A 15,924-nucleotide genomic window follows, 5' to 3' on the forward strand; every position below is an offset into this window, starting at 1 on the left:
AAACCAGGAGTGTGAGTTGAATTGAATTTATTTTCCCCTAAGGAAGTTTCACAACTACTTAAACGTTATGAGATTCACCCTAAAAAAAGCTTAGGCCAGAACTTTTTAGTTGACGGTAATATTATTCAAAAGATTATTGCTGCTGCTGAATTAAAGGAGCAAGATATAGTATTGGAAATAGGCCCGGGTCTTGGAACACTGACCCGGGATATGTCTTTTTATGTTAATGAGATTTTTGCTATAGAACTGGACCAAAGAATGATAGATATTTTACAAGAGACCGTCGGTAGCTGTGATAACGTAAACATTATTCATAATGATGCATTGAAGCTAGATTATCAAGAATTGATTTCTGATTTTATTGAGTTTAGTCCTGCACAGCTACAGTGCAAAAGTAAGCAAATTAATCCAAAAAATTTAAAAGCAGTATCCAATTTACCTTATTATATTGCTTCTCCTCTAGTTTTGAAACTAGCCAAAGAAAAAGTTCCTCTTTCTGTAATGGTTTTAATGGTACAAAGGGAAGTTGCTGATAGGTTTACTGCCTCTCCGGGCAGTAAAAATTATGGAGCAGTAACGGTTTTGTTAGATTGTTTCTATGAAGTAGAAGGTGTTTTTAATGTACCTAAAACAGTTTTCTATCCTCAACCAAGAGTTGAATCCCAAGTAGTTAAGTTAACTAAAAGGTCAGAAGCGAAAATTAATGATGACTATCAGGAAGATTTTATTAAATTTGTCAATCAGGCTTTTAATTCTAGGAGAAAAACCCTGGTGAATAATATTTTATCTATATTTACGGGAGAAAAAAGCGAATTGTCCCAAATACTTGAAAACAATGGATTTTCAGCCGGGATAAGGGGAGAGCAGTTAACTGTAGATGAATTTGCTCAAATTTTCAAAATCATTTATAATAGAATTAAATACTCTTAAGATCTTCCAGTGAATAATTTAAACTAGAAAGGTAGTGGTTTTTAGCTATGTACCGAAGCCCATCTAGGGGTGAGTTAAACTTAACAGAAGTTTATTGGGACATAGTAAATTATATCCTGGATTCTTCAGAAGAGAAGTATAACTTGATTATTGGAACCGATTCTCATAACCTTCAAGATCAATGTTGTTTTGTGACAGCTATTATAGTTCATAGAGAAGGAAAAGGGGCTAGGTATTTTTTCACCAAAAAACAGGAAGACCATATCACTTCTCTGAGGCACAGGATATTTTATGAAACTTCACTAAGTGTGGAAGTAGCTGGAGAACTTTTTAAGAAACTAAAAGATTCTAGTGTGAAAGATAATAATTTAAATTTAGAAATCCACTTAGATATAGGTGAAAAAGGAGAAACTAAGGAACTTATCCGTGAAGTTGTGGGGATGGTTTTGGGAAGTGGATTTTCCCCCAAGATCAAACCCGAATCTTATGGAGCAACAAAAGTTGCCGATAAATACACTAAGTAAATTATTTAAGAAAAGACCCTTGACAAATATGGCGATTTGTTGCTACAATTAAATAATACTTGACAAGCAACCCCTGTCTATGTTATATTATTACAGGGGTGAAACTATGCCAGATTATAATGCCATTGGAGAAATTAAAGATTCCCTCGAGCAGTGTGTAGGAAAGAAGATTAAGCTCAAAGCAAATGGTGGCAGAAAAAAAGTAATTGAAAAGGAAGGCATTCTTGAAAACACCTATCCATCATTATTTATAATAAGAGTTGACGAATCATCATTTAGCCAAAGATTCACTTTTAATTATGCAGATGTTTTGACAAAAACTGTGGAGTTAACCTTGATAGATGATAAACAATGGAATTTAGCTGCCAAATAAAAAAGGTCCTATTTAGGACCTTTTTTATTTGGCATTTTTTTTATATTTAATTGAAAGGCCTTATTTCTAATTGCGTTCATTGATCTATTAAAAATACGTTCTAACTCACGACTATCAGTAGTTGGATATAACCTTTTTAATTTTTCGACTTCCATTTTGCTCCAAGGTTTGGAAGGATTTTGGTTGGTGTTTTTTTTCAGGTTTAGCCGACTTGCTTTATTTCTAATACTGGCCACACTTCTCTCTAATAGTTCAGATAATTCCTCATCTGAAATTTCAGGGTAATATTTTTTTAACAGATCCTCTTCTTTTTTTGTCCAGTATTTTTGCCTTTTCAAATTGAGATTGTTGGCTTTAAAAGTGATAGCGGCCATACTTCGATTGAAAGTTTGTTCTAATTCGGTTTTGCTTGCCCTCGGATATAGTTTTTTTAGTAATTTGATTTCATCATTGGTCCATTTTTTTGCCATATTTCTCCCCTCCCCTTTAGTTTACAAGAAAACCTCTTTGCTACTGGACTTTGGTAATTGTTAATACACTATATGTCAAGGAAATTTAGGCTGTGCCCATTTATTAAAATTTCAAAACTTTTCCCGAGAAACACAAAAATTTATATAATAACATATAATTATAGTGAATTAGTAAGAAAGGAGGAGGTGTATGGTTAAGGGTAAAGAAATTACAACAAATAGGTTATATGACAGGATGGTGGTCAATGAGCGCTTTGTGTGGGAAGATGTTACAGTAGAGATACAACCGGATTCCCCAGACCGGGACATAATTAAACCTAATTATATTGAAGTTAAAAATATAACGGCAAGTCCCATGCCGGACAAGGTGGAGATTGCCGGCGAGCTTGAGGGAGAAGTTCCCTATCTCGATGATCTTTCACCCGAATATTTATCTACGTCTTTTAGAAAAACAATTAATTTACAGGGTGTAAGAGATTATCATGAGATCATCCCTTTGGTAAGAGTAGATAAAATTTACAAACAAGTAAAAGACAGTTCGGTAATCAAACTTAAATTTTACTTGGAGATTTTCCTACAGATAATCCGTCCCATGGACATTGAAATTGTGAAAGAAATGGCTGAAGACCTGGGTGAGGCTAACCGAGAACGTATAACGTATCTGAGTCAAGTTAAAAGTGAACAAAAATCCTTCCAGTTAAAATGCGACCATCTCTTATCATATAATCCAAAAGAAATCAAACAAATTGATGCAGGAATTGAGTTAAGTCAAATTAATCAGGAAAATGAAACATTAATTCTGGGAGGAAAGATAATAGGGCAGAGCGCTTTTATAGCAGAGGAAACAGGTGAAAGAATAAAAGAATCATTTACTGAAGACTTCTATCAAGAAATTTCCTTACCTTCATTGAAGCCTGAAATGGTTGCTGATGTTTTCCCACGTATAGAAACCATTGGATATTCTGATCAGAAGGAACAAAAGTTAGAAATTAATGTTGAAATTAGTCTTATTATCAGCTTAAAAAATGTGATCGAGAAAGAAGTTATCAGCGAAGTTGTACACACTGATGCCGAAGTTGATTTTGAAACCCTCAATTTTACTATTCCCAAAACAAAGCAAATTTCTGAACAAGTAGAAAAAAGAGTGCCTCTTGAAGTTGCAGAAAATCTTCAAGAAAACACTGATGGAATAGATGCGCAAATTGTAAATTTAACAAAAGAGATTAACAAAGATATGATCACAATAAAAGGGCAATTAGAACTAGTAACAACAAAGCAGGTCGACCAGAAAACTGAAGATAACGAGATGCAGTTTGATTTTCAAAAAGATGTACGATTTAAAGGCATGCAGAGAGAAGATAATGTTTACGTTCATCCTCGAATTGAGTTTGTAATTCTAGAGTTTAATGAAAGTGAGCATGAAGAAAACAACAATGAGGTATTCGTGCAAGCCTTTATTAACTTTGTCATCATTAAGATTAAAGACTATCAATACCAGCTTGTTACAGATTTAGAATATAATCAATCAGAAGAAAAGTTGAAAAGCAGCAATCAAACAACTTTTTTAAAGGTATATGTTGTTCAAAAGAATGATACAATTTATGAAATTGCTCATCGATTTGGGCTTGACCCAGAGGATATCACAAAAGCTAATGATATTAAAAATCCTGACATGGTCTTTGAAGGACAGAAACTATTTATCCCAAAATCATGACAATCAATTTACAAAAAAAGATTTTAACTGACTAATTATTAGGACCAAATATTAGAAATATACCGATGGCAACAAACGCTACACCAGATCCAATTTTTAAAATATTAGGAGGTAAAAATTTAGTTAAAACAGTACCTAAAGTCACTCCTAGTAAACTTGATAAAATTAAAGCGCATGAAGCCCCCAGGAATACGCCTACGGGGGCTTTTTTTTGTGTGGCTAACAACATTGTAGCGAGTTGAGTTTTATCCCCCAGTTCGGCCAGAAATACAAGCAAAAAAGTTAAAAAGAAACTTTCTAACATTGTAAAATCCCTCCCTAAATGTCAAATATTAAAAGTACAGATTTCAACATATTTTATATATAATTATTGTTAGTTTGGTAACTCTATTCCTTTTAACTATTGAAAGTTAACTTTCAATTCCGTTATAATAAACTAGTAACAGAGAGGGAGGGGAATTTTTTGAAAAGTGATACATCTGGCAATAAAAAGGTGATTATTACACTGATTTTTTTATTAATGATTAATACCTTTACGGTTTCGGATGTAACCGCAAAACAGTTGTATCCTCAGGAGTTCGAGACTCCTGAAATTGAAGCCGAAACAGCAGTTTTGATGGAATTTGAATCGGGTAAGGTTTTATATGACCAAGAAATGCATCGACAGATGCACCCTGCTAGTACTACTAAAATCATGACAGCTTTACTATTGATTGAAAACGCCTCTCTGAGGGAGCAAGTAGTTGTAAGTGAAAATGCTTTTGGAACTGATGGCTCTAGCATGTACCTCAATTTAGATGAAAAAATCACTACTCGAGATTTACTATATGGCTTGATGGTTAGATCAGCAAATGATGCTGCAGTGGCTATTGCCGAATACGTAGCTGGTTCAGTAGAAAACTTTGCTGATATGATGAATAGTAGAGCAAAAGAGCTAGGGGCAAAGAACACTAATTTTAAAAACCCTCATGGCTTAACTGAAGAAAATCATAAAACTACTGCTTATGACCTGGGTGTGATTGCTAGAGAAGCTTTGAAAAACCCAAAATTTAGAAGTGTAGCTTCTACTCGTAGGATAACTCTGGATTGGCCTGAGGAAGAAGATGAAGACAGGCTGCTAGTTAATAGAAATGAATTGTTAGCTGATTATCCAGGTGCATTGGGTGTAAAAACTGGATATACAAGATCGGCAAATCAAACTTTTGTTGCGGCTGCTGAAAGGGATGGCATGACATTAATTGCCGTTGTATTGTCAACATCTAGAAATAGGTTGTTTGAGGATGCCAAAGAATTACTAGATTTTGGTTTTGAAGCCTTTGAACAAGTTGAAATTTTTGAACAAAATGACGTTATAACTTCTACTGAAGTAGAAAACTCAAATCAAGAACTTGAATTAATTGTGGAAGAATCTTTGAGTTTACCAATACCTAAAATGGCTACTGAAATTGAACAAAGAGTTGATTTAGAAGAACAACTTTTAAAGGCTCCCATAGAAGAAGGTGAGCAGGTAGGATCTTTGGACCTATTATTGGAAGAAGAGGAAATTGTCTCAGTCCCATTGTATACAAAAGAAGATGTTGAAAAAGCTCCTCGCTATGGGTTTTGGATTTTGGCTGTAATGATTACTATACCTGCAATTTTCTTGATCTATAAAAGGTATTATGAACTTAAGTCGAGAAAAAAATTTCAAGAGAAGCTAAAAAATAGATACTGATATTGAATGGGATGTAAATAAACAATCAGAAAGGAGAAATGCTAATGGATAGAATGGATTCTCTACATAATGTAGAGAAATGGGATCCTAAAACAAACCGAAGATTGTGGTCAGCGAATCACGAAGAAATTATTAAAGGTGGTACAACTGATATATATTTTGTTCGTACCCAAGAAATTTTAAATCACATGAATTATGGTGATACTGAAGTGACAGTGGAGATTTTCCCATCACGGCCCGGTATAATGGCAGGAACAGAAGAAGCACTAGGTCTGATGGCTGACGCTCATAATTTAGAGATTTGGGCTCTTCCTGAAGGAGAAACCTTCGATAAAAAAGAGGTTATCATGAGGATTAAAGGTCCTTATCAGGAAATAGGAATATATGAGACACCTTTGCTCGGTATATTAGCCTCCTCAGCTGGCTGGGCAGAAGCGGCCAGGGAGTGTAGAGAAATTGTTGGAGAAGATAAACAACTGGTATGCTTCGGAGCACGTCATCTACATCCAGCAGTTGCACCAGTAATGGAAAGAGCTGCCCTTGTGGGAGGTTTTGACGGGTGTAGTTGTATTTTAGGAGCTAAATTGAAAGATCAGAAACCTATGGGTACTGTTCCCCATGCAGTATTCCTTATAGTAGGTGATACAGTGAGAGTAGCAGAAGCTTATCATCAAGCAATGCCAGGTGAAGCTCCTCGAATAATTTTAGTTGACACCTTCAAAGATGAAGCCGAAGAAGCTCTTAGGGTAGCTAGGTCTTTAGATGATGATTTGGCAGGTGTTAGGTTAGATACTCCTTCAGAGCGAGGAGGTGTCACACCAGGGCTTGTCAGAGAAGTGAGAGCCAGACTAAATCAAGAAGGATTTGATCATGTTAAAATATTAGCCTCTGGTGGAATGAACCCAGATAAAATTAGCCGTTTAATTGATGAAGGTGTTGATGCCTTTGGTGTAGGTAGTTATATAGCGAGGTCTAAGGCTAATGACATGACAATGGATATTAAAGAGGTTAATGGTAAGCCTATTGCCAAAAGAGGTCGAATACCAGGAATAGTAAATAGTGAGAAATTATTAAAGATGAAATAAGCACTTCTTTGAAGTGCTTATTTTTTTGCTCATTTGTATATGATTATTGGTTTTGGAAAAAATATAAATATCTATTAAAAAAGTGGAGGCCTATGTCTATGTCAAGAGAACATGGAAAGTTAATTATAATTGGGGGGAATGAAGATAAAAATAATGATTGTGAAATTTTAAAATCTTTTATCGAAATGGCTGGAAAAGATAAAGCTAAGTTAGCAGTCATTCCTACGGCTACAAAGGAAGGTCAAGTAACTGGTGAAACTTATCAAGACCTGTTTTATTCTTTAGGAGCCGAGTCAGTAGAAATTCTATATGTGAACTCGCGAAGAGATGCAAATAAAACCGAAGTTATGGAGAAATTACAAAATTCTACTGGAGTCTTCTTTACAGGAGGAGATCAATTAAGAATTACAAGTTTACTTGGAGGTACTAGAATTGACTGGCTGTTACACGAAATCTACTCACAAGGGGTAATAATTTCTGGTACTAGTGCTGGGGCTGCAGCAATTACAGATACTATGATAATGGAAGGAATCGATGAGTCAGCTCCTGCTAAAAATTCTGTAGCCCTTGCCCATGGATTAGGTTTTTTAAAAGGAGCAGTAGTGGATCAGCATTTTGCAGAACGTGGTAGGATTGGACGATTGTTATCAGCTGTTGCTCAAAATCCAGTTGTTACTGGTATGGGAATTGATGAAAACACAGCCATAGTAGTTGATAAAGATGACCAAATAGAAATCTTGGGTACTGGAACAGTAACAATTATAGACGGAAAAGAGATTGAAGAAACTAATATTTCACAAGAAGATGATAACTCCCCCTTAGCCCTTACTAATGTAACCGTGGATATACTGTCTCCAGGCTCACGCTTTGATTTAAAAAAAAGAAATTTGTCCTTGCAAGGAGGATAAATATTGGAAATTATTAATATTAAAACAATTTCAGGCAAAAACATATACAGTCATGAACCGGTTCTAGAAGCAGAATTAGACTTAGGTGATTTTGCAGGGGTTTTCTCCAATAATGTATCCTGTTTTAATAGTAGGTTGCACCAAATTTTACCGTCTTTGCAGGAGCATGTCTGTTCTAGAGGATATCCTGGTGGATTTTTGGAACGGTTGGAAGAAGGTACTTTGTTTGGTCATATAATTGAGCATGTAACTTTAGAATTAATGAATTTAGCCGGCATTGGAACCAATTATGGGACAACGAAAGCCACTCAAGAAGACGGGATCTATCAAGTGATCGTGGAACAGATCAATGAAGAAGGTGCCAAATATGCTCTAGAACAGTCCGTTGAACTTGTGAAAAACGTCATAAATGACAATCCCGTTCAAGTAGAGGAAATAGTTAGCGAAATTCAAGAAATAGTTAACGAAACGAAGATTGGTCCTAGTACTGAAGCAATTTTATCAGCTGCCGAGGAACAGGAGATTCCTTATCTCAAACTGGATGAAGCTAGTATGTACCAACTGGGCACAGGCAAGTATCAAAAGAGAATCCAGGCTACTGTAACTGATGAAACTTCTGTAATAGGAGTGGATATAGCCTGTGATAAAACCAAAACAAATAACTCCTTGCATGAATTAGGTTTACCAGTTCCTTATGGCAAAATAGCAAGTACTGAGGAAGAAGCAGTAGCTATTGTACAGGAGATTGGATACCCTATTGTTATAAAACCCAGAGATGGAAATCAGGGAAAAGGAGTTACATTAAATATCAACTCAGAACAGGAAACTAGAAGTGCCTTTAAAGTAGCTATGAGCTACGGGGATGAGGCGATTGTGGAACAGCATATTGAAGGAAAGCATTACCGTCTTGTAGTAGTAGGGGATCAATTGGTGGCCGGAGCTGAAAGAATCCCTGCCCATGTAGTGGGAGATGGTCAACATACCATTAGAGAGCTAGTAGATATTGAAAATCAAAATCCACTTAGAGGTTTTGGTCATGAGAAACCTCTATCAAAAATTCAATTGGATCCAGTAGTTAATATGGTATTGGCTCGTAAGAATATGACTATGAATTACATCCCCCAACAAGATGAACTAGTATATTTACGGGAAAGTGCCAATCTTAGCACGGGTGGAATTAGTTTGGATGTTACTGATGAGATTTCTGATAAAACTATACGGATAGCCATCAGGGTAGCTAAAATAGTTGGATTAGATATAGCCGGTGTTGATCTGGTAGCTAAGGATATTGGGAAACCCGTGGATGAAGATGATAATGGGGCTATTATTGAAGTCAATGCTGCCCCAGGAATAAGAATGCATGAACATCCTGTGAAAGGCCATCCTCGAAGAGTAGGAAAAAGTATTGTAGATCACTTGTTTAACAAACGAAATGATACTTTACAGGCAAGAGCGCCAGTAATTTCAGTTACAGGTACAAACGGCAAAACAACTACTGTTAGAGCAATTGATCATATATTGAGATCAAATGGAAAAGATGTGGGCATGACAAGTAGTGATGGTACTTTTATCAAAGGAGAATTGATCGATTCTGGTGACAATACAGGCCCGAATAGTGCTAAGGCTTTATTAAAAGATCCGACAATTGATTCATTTGTGTTTGAAACAGCCCGAGGTGGACTGGTAAAAAATGGGCTAGGTTATTCAAATGCCAAAGTGGCAGTAGTGACTAATATCGCAAATGATCACCTGGGCCAAGATGGCATTGAATCAATTGACGATCTTATTTTTGTTAAAAGCCTAGTGGTTGAAGCTGTTGAGAAACAAGGTGTCGTTGTCTTGAACGCTAGCGATCACTATGTATCTGATTTCATTAGAAAGGCTAAAGGGAGAATAATATTTTACGCCATGGAATCCGATAATCATTATGTTAAATCACATTTAGCGGCGGGAGGATCAGCACTATATTTAGATCAGGATAATATTGTATACGCTACTGGGAAATTTCACAGAAAATTAGGGGAGATAACTCAATTGCCTCTAACCATGGCTGGTATGGCTCGTCATAATATAGAAAATTGCATGGCAGGGATAGCTGCTGCTATTGGTTTCGGCATAGCTCCTAGCAAAGCATTTGAAGTTTTAAAGCAATTTGCTCCAAGCTATCAAGATACCCCGGGAAGATGTAATTTGTTTCGTTGTCAAGGAAAAACAGTCTTACTCGATTATGGTCACAACCCCGAAGGGATGAATCGAGTGTTAGCAATGGTAGAAAAAATGCCAGTAGAAAAAGTGATAAGTGTGATTGGAGTACCTGGTGACAGGAATGACAAACTGATTAAAGAAACGGGAAAAGTGGTGGGAAAGTATCATGAATTAATCGAGAAAGTTCTAGTCAAAGAAGATTCGGATTTAAGGGGGAGAAAGTCTGGTGAAACAGCGAATCTGTTACAAACAACTATGACCGAATTTTCAGAAGAACTGGCTGTAGAACAAAACTTACAAGAAATTGAAGCAATAAAAACAGCTCTTTCAGAAGCGGGTGAAAATGATTTGGTTCTAATATTTTACGAACAAAAAGACAGTTTCTTTAATGCATCTGAAGAGCTAGGCTTATCTCCGGAACCTTTAGACTTTAATAAATTGGCATCCCAATCTAATAATCCAGTTTCCCAAAAACTCAATTAATGATATCATTATCAAGGAGTTGAAGGAGTTGGAGGAGTTGCAAAGAGTGAAGTATATCTAAGATATATGGACTACTAAAGTTCTGAGGAGGGGAGCTTAACTTGTCACCAGATATTTTGAGAGTGGAATCTCCTGCTAAGATTAATCTCTACTTAGATATTTTAGGGAAGAGGCAGGATGGTTTCCATGAAGTTGAAATGGTAATGCAATCGATTTCTTTATGTGATCGGTTAACTTTTATAAGACAATCCCAGGGTAACAATAACAATATTGAATTGCTAATGAAATCATCGGACTGTATTGACCAATTACCTGTCAGGGGAGATAACTTAATAATTAAGGCTGCCAGGTTATTGATGAATGATTTTAGATTACCGCCAATCAAGGTGATTTTAGAGAAGAACATTCCAACTGAAGCGGGGTTAGCCGGTGGCAGTAGTAATGCTGCTGCAACTTTATGGGCAATAAATCACATGTTTCAACTAGGACTTACCGAGCAAGAACTATCTGACATAGGTGCTCGCCTTGGTTCAGATATTCCCTTTTGTTTGTTTGGCGGAACCAAGCTTGCCAAGGGACGAGGAGAAATTTTACATCCACTACCTTCTTTGCCCAACTGTTATTTTGTACTAGTTAAACCCAATTTTGGAGTTAGTACGGGAAAAGTGTATCAAGAGCTAGGGTTTAAAACGGATACCGAATATGGAGAAAATCATCAAACAAAATCAAGGGTCAATGGAATTATTTCAGGCTTGGAAAAAGGAACTTTAACTGGAATTGTAGAAAATATGTATAATAAGATGGAAGAGATTGTGTTTAAATGGCATAGGGATATGCAAATAATATCACAGCAAATTGAGCAATTAGGGGCTTTAAAAGTATTAATGAGTGGAAGTGGTTCAACTATTTTTGGCGTTTTTGATAACTATGACACTGCTAAATATGCAAAAAAACAATTAGAAAGAGAATTTAAGTATGTGTTTCTCTCGATCCCCCGTGATATGGGAGTGGGAAAGGAGAATAATTAATGGTTCAATGTGTTGTGTTAGCAGGAAATTCTGAAACTGATAGAAAAGTAGCAGATTTAACATCTCAAAATATTAATAACAAGGCACTGGTACCTATTAATGGACAGCCGATGATTCAGTACATAATTTCTGCCCTAAAAAAATCTGACTTAGTAGATGATATGGTGATTGTAGGTCCGAAACAGGAGTTGACAGGCAGACTAAAGGGTGAATCTCAAAACTTTGAAATTATTGAAAAACACGAATCGGGGAAAGTATTGGATAATCTATTAAAAGGGATAGATTTTTTAAAACCTCAAAATAATATTTTAGTTGTAACTTCAGATATACCTTTACTAACGCCTGAAGCCATAGACAATTTTATCAACCAATGCGATGACAAACTGGATTTACTTTATCCAGTAATACCGAAAGAAGCTAATCAAAAGGAATTTCCACAGGTAGAGAGAACCTATGTAAACTTATCTAATGGTAGCTTTACTGGTGGGAATGTTTTTTATATTAACCCGGCAAAGGTTAGGCCTTGCTACGAAAGAGTTGATCGAGTAATAAGAAACAGGAAAAATCCGCTTTTAATGGCCACGAATTTTGGGATTAGTTTTTTGGCGCAATTTTTAATGGGAAAGTTATCTTTAAAACAAGCTGAAGCCAAAATTTCACAAATATTGCAGATACAAGCTAAAGTTATTGTTTCACACTATCCGGAACTTGGGATCGATATAGATAAATCAAGTGATATGAAATTAGCTGAAAAAATAATAGATAGAGAAAAAGTTTATGTCTAAAAAATATAGAAAGAGGTGACAGAGTGAAAGTTACGAGAGCATCTAAAATTTCACGGATTTTTTTTATGACCCAAAAATTACTATCCAATCCTGGGAAAATAATATCACTAAAATATTTTGTCGATAATTTGGGAGCTGCTAAATCCACTATAAGTGAAGATTTAACGGAAATCAAACAGAATTTACATGAATCAGGGGAAGGTACATTACAAACAGTGTCAGGCAAAAATGGTGGGATTAAATTTATACCCCTACAATCACAAGAAACAATCCAGGCCAACCTTGATCAATTAGAAGCTAAGCTCAAAGAAGCTCATAGAATTTTGCCTGGGGGTTATTTATATATGGGAGATATTATCTCTAACCCGGCATTGATTAAAAATGCGGCTAAAATGTTTGCTGGTTATTTTTCCCCTAAGGGCCCTGATGTAGTTTTAACTGTAGAAACCAAAGGGATATTACTAGCTGGATACACGGCGGACTATTTAGGCGTACCTTTGGCTATAGCTAGAAGAAACAGTCGGGTTACTGAAGGTTCCGTATTAACTATAAATTATATTTCTGGCTCAACTAATATGATACAGACCATGTCTTTATCAACCAGGGCTATTGAAAAAAATAGTAAAGTACTGATTATAGATGATTTTATGAAACGAGGGGGAACTTTAAAAGGCCTTAAAAATTTGACATACGAATTTGAAAGTAATGTTGTTGGTTTGGGAGTTTTGCTTGAACAAGGTACCCAAAAAGAAAAACTCGTGTCTGAACATCTCTCTTTAGGTATATTGGAAAATATCAATGAAGAACAGGGACAAGTTAATCTGACTATGAGACGGGGAGATTTTTTAAAAAACAATTTTTATTAGAAGGAAATTTAGTATAATTGTAGAAGTAATAATAACTCGAGTATAAGGTGGTGACCTTGTTGGCAGCCAATAAAGAAACCCTTGAAATTAGCAATATTAAAATAAATCTAATAAAAGATAACAGTAAAGTTAAAGCATTAGTTTCACTAGTGATAGAGGACTCCTTGGCTCTTCATGGAATAAAGGTTGTTGAAGGCAACTCAGGCTTATTTGTGGCAATGCCTAGCCGTAAAACCAAAGACAACGAGTATAAGGACATAGTGCATCCCATAACTCCCGAATTTAGAAAAAACATGCAAGAAACTATCTTGGAAGTTTATCATGAAATGAGTGCAGAACCGGTATAATTATGTCCAAAAAAGGAGCTAATATGCTCCTTTTTTGGTGTTAACCTTTAACTGTGATATAATATTTTCGAACTTAAATTGGATGACTGGGGTGATTAGCTTGAATGATGCTAATACTACTGCTGTTATTTTAGCTGCTGGCAAGGGTACCAGAATGAAGTCAAAAATTCCAAAAGTATTACATGAAGTTTGTAATAAACCACTATTGTGGCATATTTTAACAGCTGCTCAATCTGTTACGGATAAGCAGACAGTGGTGACTGGCTATGGTAGAGAAAAAGTAGAAAACTTTCTTAAAGAAAAATTTGATGATAAAAACTTAACAACTACAATTCAGGAACGTCAGATGGGTACTGGGCATGCAGTTGTATGTGCAAAAAATCAATTAAATAGTCCACACACTATGGTGTTGTTAGGGGATACACCATTGATTACAGATCAAGAGCTGTCAGGACTGAAAAAATACCATGTTGATAATGCATCTGCAGCTACAATACTTACCATTACCGAGAATGATCCTCATGGCTATGGTAGGATTATTAGAGATAAAGACGGTTTTGTTAAAAAAATAGTTGAAGAAGCCGATGCCACACCGCAAGAGAAAGATATTAATGAAATTAATACAGGACTCATGATATTTGAGACTGAAAAACTTTTGTTTGCTTTAGATAAATTGGACTCAGAAAATAATCAAGGTGAATATTACTTAACTGATGTTATCAATATTTTGTATCAAACAGGCGAATGTGTTTTAGGATATCAAATAGAAAAAACATATCGGGCATTGGGTGTTAATGACAGAGCAGAACTGGCTAGAGCCGAAAAAATAAAACGCCAGGAGATAAACAACGAGTTTATGTATTGTGGAGTGACTATAAAAGATCCAGAAAGCACATATATAGATCCTGAGATTTCTATTGGATATGATACAGTTATTTACCCTAATACTTATCTTACTGGGGACACCCGTATAGGGACGAACTGTGAAATTGGTCCAGAGGTACAAATTTCAGATTCCTTTATCGGTGATGGCTGTAAAGTAAAAAAATCACAGATTACGGATAGTATATTAGAAGATGAGGTATCTATAGGTCCCTATGCTCAAATTCGTCCAGGTACAACAATTGGATCAAAAGCTAAAATAGGTAACTTTGTTGAAGTCAAAAATTCAAGTATCGGTGAAAACACTAAAGCTAATCATCTGGCCTATATTGGCGATGCAGATATAGGATCAAATGTTAATATGGGGGCCGGCAGTGTTATAGTGAATTATGATGGACAGATCAAACACAGAACAGTTATAGAGGATGGAGCTTTTGTTGGTTGTAATAGTAATCTAGTAGCTCCCGTTACGATAAAAACGAATGCTTTCGTTGCTGCCGGGAGTACTGTAACAGAAAACATCCCTGAAGATAGCTTGGGGATTGCTCGATGCAGACAAACAAACAAAGAAGATTGGGTTACTAAAAAAATGGGCAGGGGGTATAGTGATGGCTAATGATGAAAAGCGACTTAATACTAAAAACTTAAAGATTTTTTCAGGAAATGCTAATCTAAATCTATCCCAAGAAATAACAGAATATTTGGGAGTAGACATGGGAAAAGGCAAAGCTACAAGATTTAGTGATGGAGAAATTGATGTTGTAATTGAAGAAAGTATTAGAGGTTCTGATGTATTTGTAGTACAACCTATTTGTTCTCCGGCAAATGAAAATATAATGGAACTGTTAATCATGTTGGATGCATTTAAAAGAGCATCAGCTCAAGAAATCAATGTAGTTATACCCTATTACGGTTATGCCAGAAAAGATAGAAAAGCTCGTGCTAGGGATCCAATAACAGCAAAATTAATGGCAGATTTACTGGAAACAGCTGGTGCCAATCGGGTCATTACCATGGACTTACATGCCCAACAAATTCAAGGCTTTTTCAATATTCCGCTAGATCATCTTCAAGCTGGGCCAATCCTAGCCGACTATTTCCAAGAAAAAGGGTTAGATGAGCCTGTGATTGTTTCTCCTGATATGGGTGGTGTACCTAGAGCGAGAGCCATGGCCGAGAACTTAAATTGTCCGATAGCCATAATTGATAAACGTCGTCCCGATGCCAATGTGGCCGAAATAATGAATGTTGTCGGAGATGTTGAGGGGAAAACGGCTATCATGATTGACGACTTGATTGATACTGCAGGAACTATGTCACTAGCGGCGGAAGCCCTATTAAAGCATGGGGCTAAAGATGTATACGCATGTTGTACACATCCTGTCTTAAGTGGCCCTGCAGTAGATAGATTGAGTAAATCACCCATTAAAGAAATAGTGGTTACTAATACAATTCCACTTCCAAAAGAAAAAGAACTGGATAAAATTAAAGTTCTATCAGTGGCTCCTTTAATTGGGGAAGCAATTTTAAGGGTTCATAACAGAATGTCTGTAAGCACTTTATTTGAAGATGACTAATGTTTGACTAATTTCGCAAAAATAGATATACTA

At 36.0% G+C, this 15,924-nt stretch carries 16 protein-coding genes; 14 read left to right on the plus strand and 2 right to left on the minus strand.

Going from position 1 to position 15,924, the window contains the following annotated elements:
* The first annotated feature begins 21 nt into the window (after window positions 1-21).
* The 3 genes from rsmA (at window position 22) to NTHER_RS00290 (ending at window position 1,827) form a co-directional block, all read left to right on the plus strand.
* Window positions 22-930: a 16S rRNA (adenine(1518)-N(6)/adenine(1519)-N(6))-dimethyltransferase RsmA gene (gene rsmA, locus NTHER_RS00280; RefSeq protein WP_012446536.1), complete on the plus strand. Its 909-nt coding sequence runs from the start codon at window positions 22-24 to the stop codon at window positions 928-930.
* Window positions 931-977: 47 nt separating this feature from the next.
* Window positions 978-1,454 (plus strand): ribonuclease H-like YkuK family protein, encoded by a 477-nt coding sequence (locus NTHER_RS00285; RefSeq protein ID WP_012446537.1) that lies wholly within the window; start codon window positions 978-980, stop codon window positions 1,452-1,454.
* Between the two features lie 106 nt (window positions 1,455-1,560).
* Window positions 1,561-1,827 carry a Veg family protein gene (locus NTHER_RS00290; RefSeq protein ID WP_012446538.1) on the plus strand — a complete coding sequence of 89 codons (267 nt, stop codon included), beginning with the start codon at window positions 1,561-1,563 and terminating at the stop codon, window positions 1,825-1,827.
* An 8-nt stretch (window positions 1,828-1,835) separates the two neighbouring features.
* Here the strand turns inward: NTHER_RS00290 and NTHER_RS00295 are convergent, their stop codons facing one another.
* A complete protein-coding gene (locus NTHER_RS00295) occupies window positions 1,836-2,297 on the minus strand; it encodes a hypothetical protein (protein WP_012446539.1) in 462 nt (153 codons plus the stop codon).
* Between the two features lie 190 nt (window positions 2,298-2,487).
* Between NTHER_RS00295 and NTHER_RS00300 the strand changes: the two genes are divergently transcribed.
* Complete coding sequence (locus NTHER_RS00300; protein WP_012446540.1) at window positions 2,488-4,011, plus strand: LysM peptidoglycan-binding domain-containing protein; 1,524 nt, start codon at window positions 2,488-2,490, stop codon at window positions 4,009-4,011.
* Window positions 4,012-4,042: 31 nt separating this feature from the next.
* Here NTHER_RS00300 and NTHER_RS00305 read toward each other — a convergent pair whose 3' ends face one another.
* On the minus strand, window positions 4,043-4,315 hold the full coding sequence (locus NTHER_RS00305; RefSeq protein WP_012446541.1) for a TMEM165/GDT1 family protein: 273 nt from the start codon (window positions 4,313-4,315) through the stop codon (window positions 4,043-4,045).
* 159 nt (window positions 4,316-4,474) lie between these two features.
* On the opposite strand from NTHER_RS00305, the gene NTHER_RS00310 reads away from it, so the two are divergent.
* The 10 genes from NTHER_RS00310 (at window position 4,475) to NTHER_RS00355 (ending at window position 15,891) form a co-directional block, all read left to right on the plus strand.
* On the plus strand, window positions 4,475-5,725 hold the full coding sequence (locus NTHER_RS00310; protein ID WP_012446542.1) for a D-alanyl-D-alanine carboxypeptidase family protein: 1,251 nt from the start codon (window positions 4,475-4,477) through the stop codon (window positions 5,723-5,725).
* A 44-nt stretch (window positions 5,726-5,769) separates the two neighbouring features.
* Window positions 5,770-6,810, plus strand: coding sequence for a nicotinate phosphoribosyltransferase (locus NTHER_RS00315; protein WP_012446543.1), 1,041 nt, complete (start codon window positions 5,770-5,772; stop codon window positions 6,808-6,810).
* Between the two features lie 98 nt (window positions 6,811-6,908).
* Window positions 6,909-7,718, plus strand: a complete 810-nt coding sequence (locus tag NTHER_RS00320) for a cyanophycinase (RefSeq protein ID WP_012446544.1) — start codon at window positions 6,909-6,911, stop codon at window positions 7,716-7,718.
* 3 nt (window positions 7,719-7,721) lie between these two features.
* Window positions 7,722-10,406, plus strand: coding sequence for a cyanophycin synthetase (gene cphA, locus NTHER_RS00325; RefSeq protein ID WP_012446545.1), 2,685 nt, complete (start codon window positions 7,722-7,724; stop codon window positions 10,404-10,406).
* Between the two features lie 101 nt (window positions 10,407-10,507).
* Entirely contained in the window at window positions 10,508-11,434 is a 927-nt protein-coding gene (gene ispE / locus NTHER_RS00330; RefSeq protein ID WP_012446546.1) for a 4-(cytidine 5'-diphospho)-2-C-methyl-D-erythritol kinase, read from the plus strand.
* Window positions 11,434-12,219 carry an NTP transferase domain-containing protein gene (locus tag NTHER_RS00335; protein ID WP_012446547.1) on the plus strand — a complete coding sequence of 262 codons (786 nt, stop codon included), beginning with the start codon at window positions 11,434-11,436 and terminating at the stop codon, window positions 12,217-12,219. The genes ispE and NTHER_RS00335 overlap by 1 nt, the downstream gene beginning before the upstream one ends.
* 23 nt (window positions 12,220-12,242) lie before the next feature.
* The gene (gene purR / locus NTHER_RS00340) at window positions 12,243-13,085 is read left to right on the plus strand and encodes a pur operon repressor (protein WP_012446548.1); all 843 of its coding nucleotides are present in this window, start codon (window positions 12,243-12,245) and stop codon (window positions 13,083-13,085) included.
* Window positions 13,086-13,135: 50 nt separating this feature from the next.
* Window positions 13,136-13,432 carry a SpoVG family protein gene (locus NTHER_RS00345; RefSeq protein ID WP_414628108.1) on the plus strand — a complete coding sequence of 99 codons (297 nt, stop codon included), beginning with the start codon at window positions 13,136-13,138 and terminating at the stop codon, window positions 13,430-13,432.
* Window positions 13,433-13,523: 91 nt separating this feature from the next.
* On the plus strand, window positions 13,524-14,930 hold the full coding sequence (gene glmU, locus NTHER_RS00350; RefSeq protein ID WP_012446550.1) for a bifunctional UDP-N-acetylglucosamine diphosphorylase/glucosamine-1-phosphate N-acetyltransferase GlmU: 1,407 nt from the start codon (window positions 13,524-13,526) through the stop codon (window positions 14,928-14,930).
* Entirely contained in the window at window positions 14,923-15,891 is a 969-nt protein-coding gene (locus NTHER_RS00355) for a ribose-phosphate diphosphokinase (protein WP_012446551.1), read from the plus strand. Before glmU ends, NTHER_RS00355 begins: the two co-directional genes overlap by 8 nt.
* The last annotated feature ends 33 nt before the right edge of the window (window positions 15,892-15,924 follow it).

The sequence above is a fragment of the Natranaerobius thermophilus JW/NM-WN-LF genome (assembly GCF_000020005.1).
Classification (GTDB): domain Bacteria; phylum Bacillota; class Natranaerobiia; order Natranaerobiales; family Natranaerobiaceae; genus Natranaerobius; species Natranaerobius thermophilus.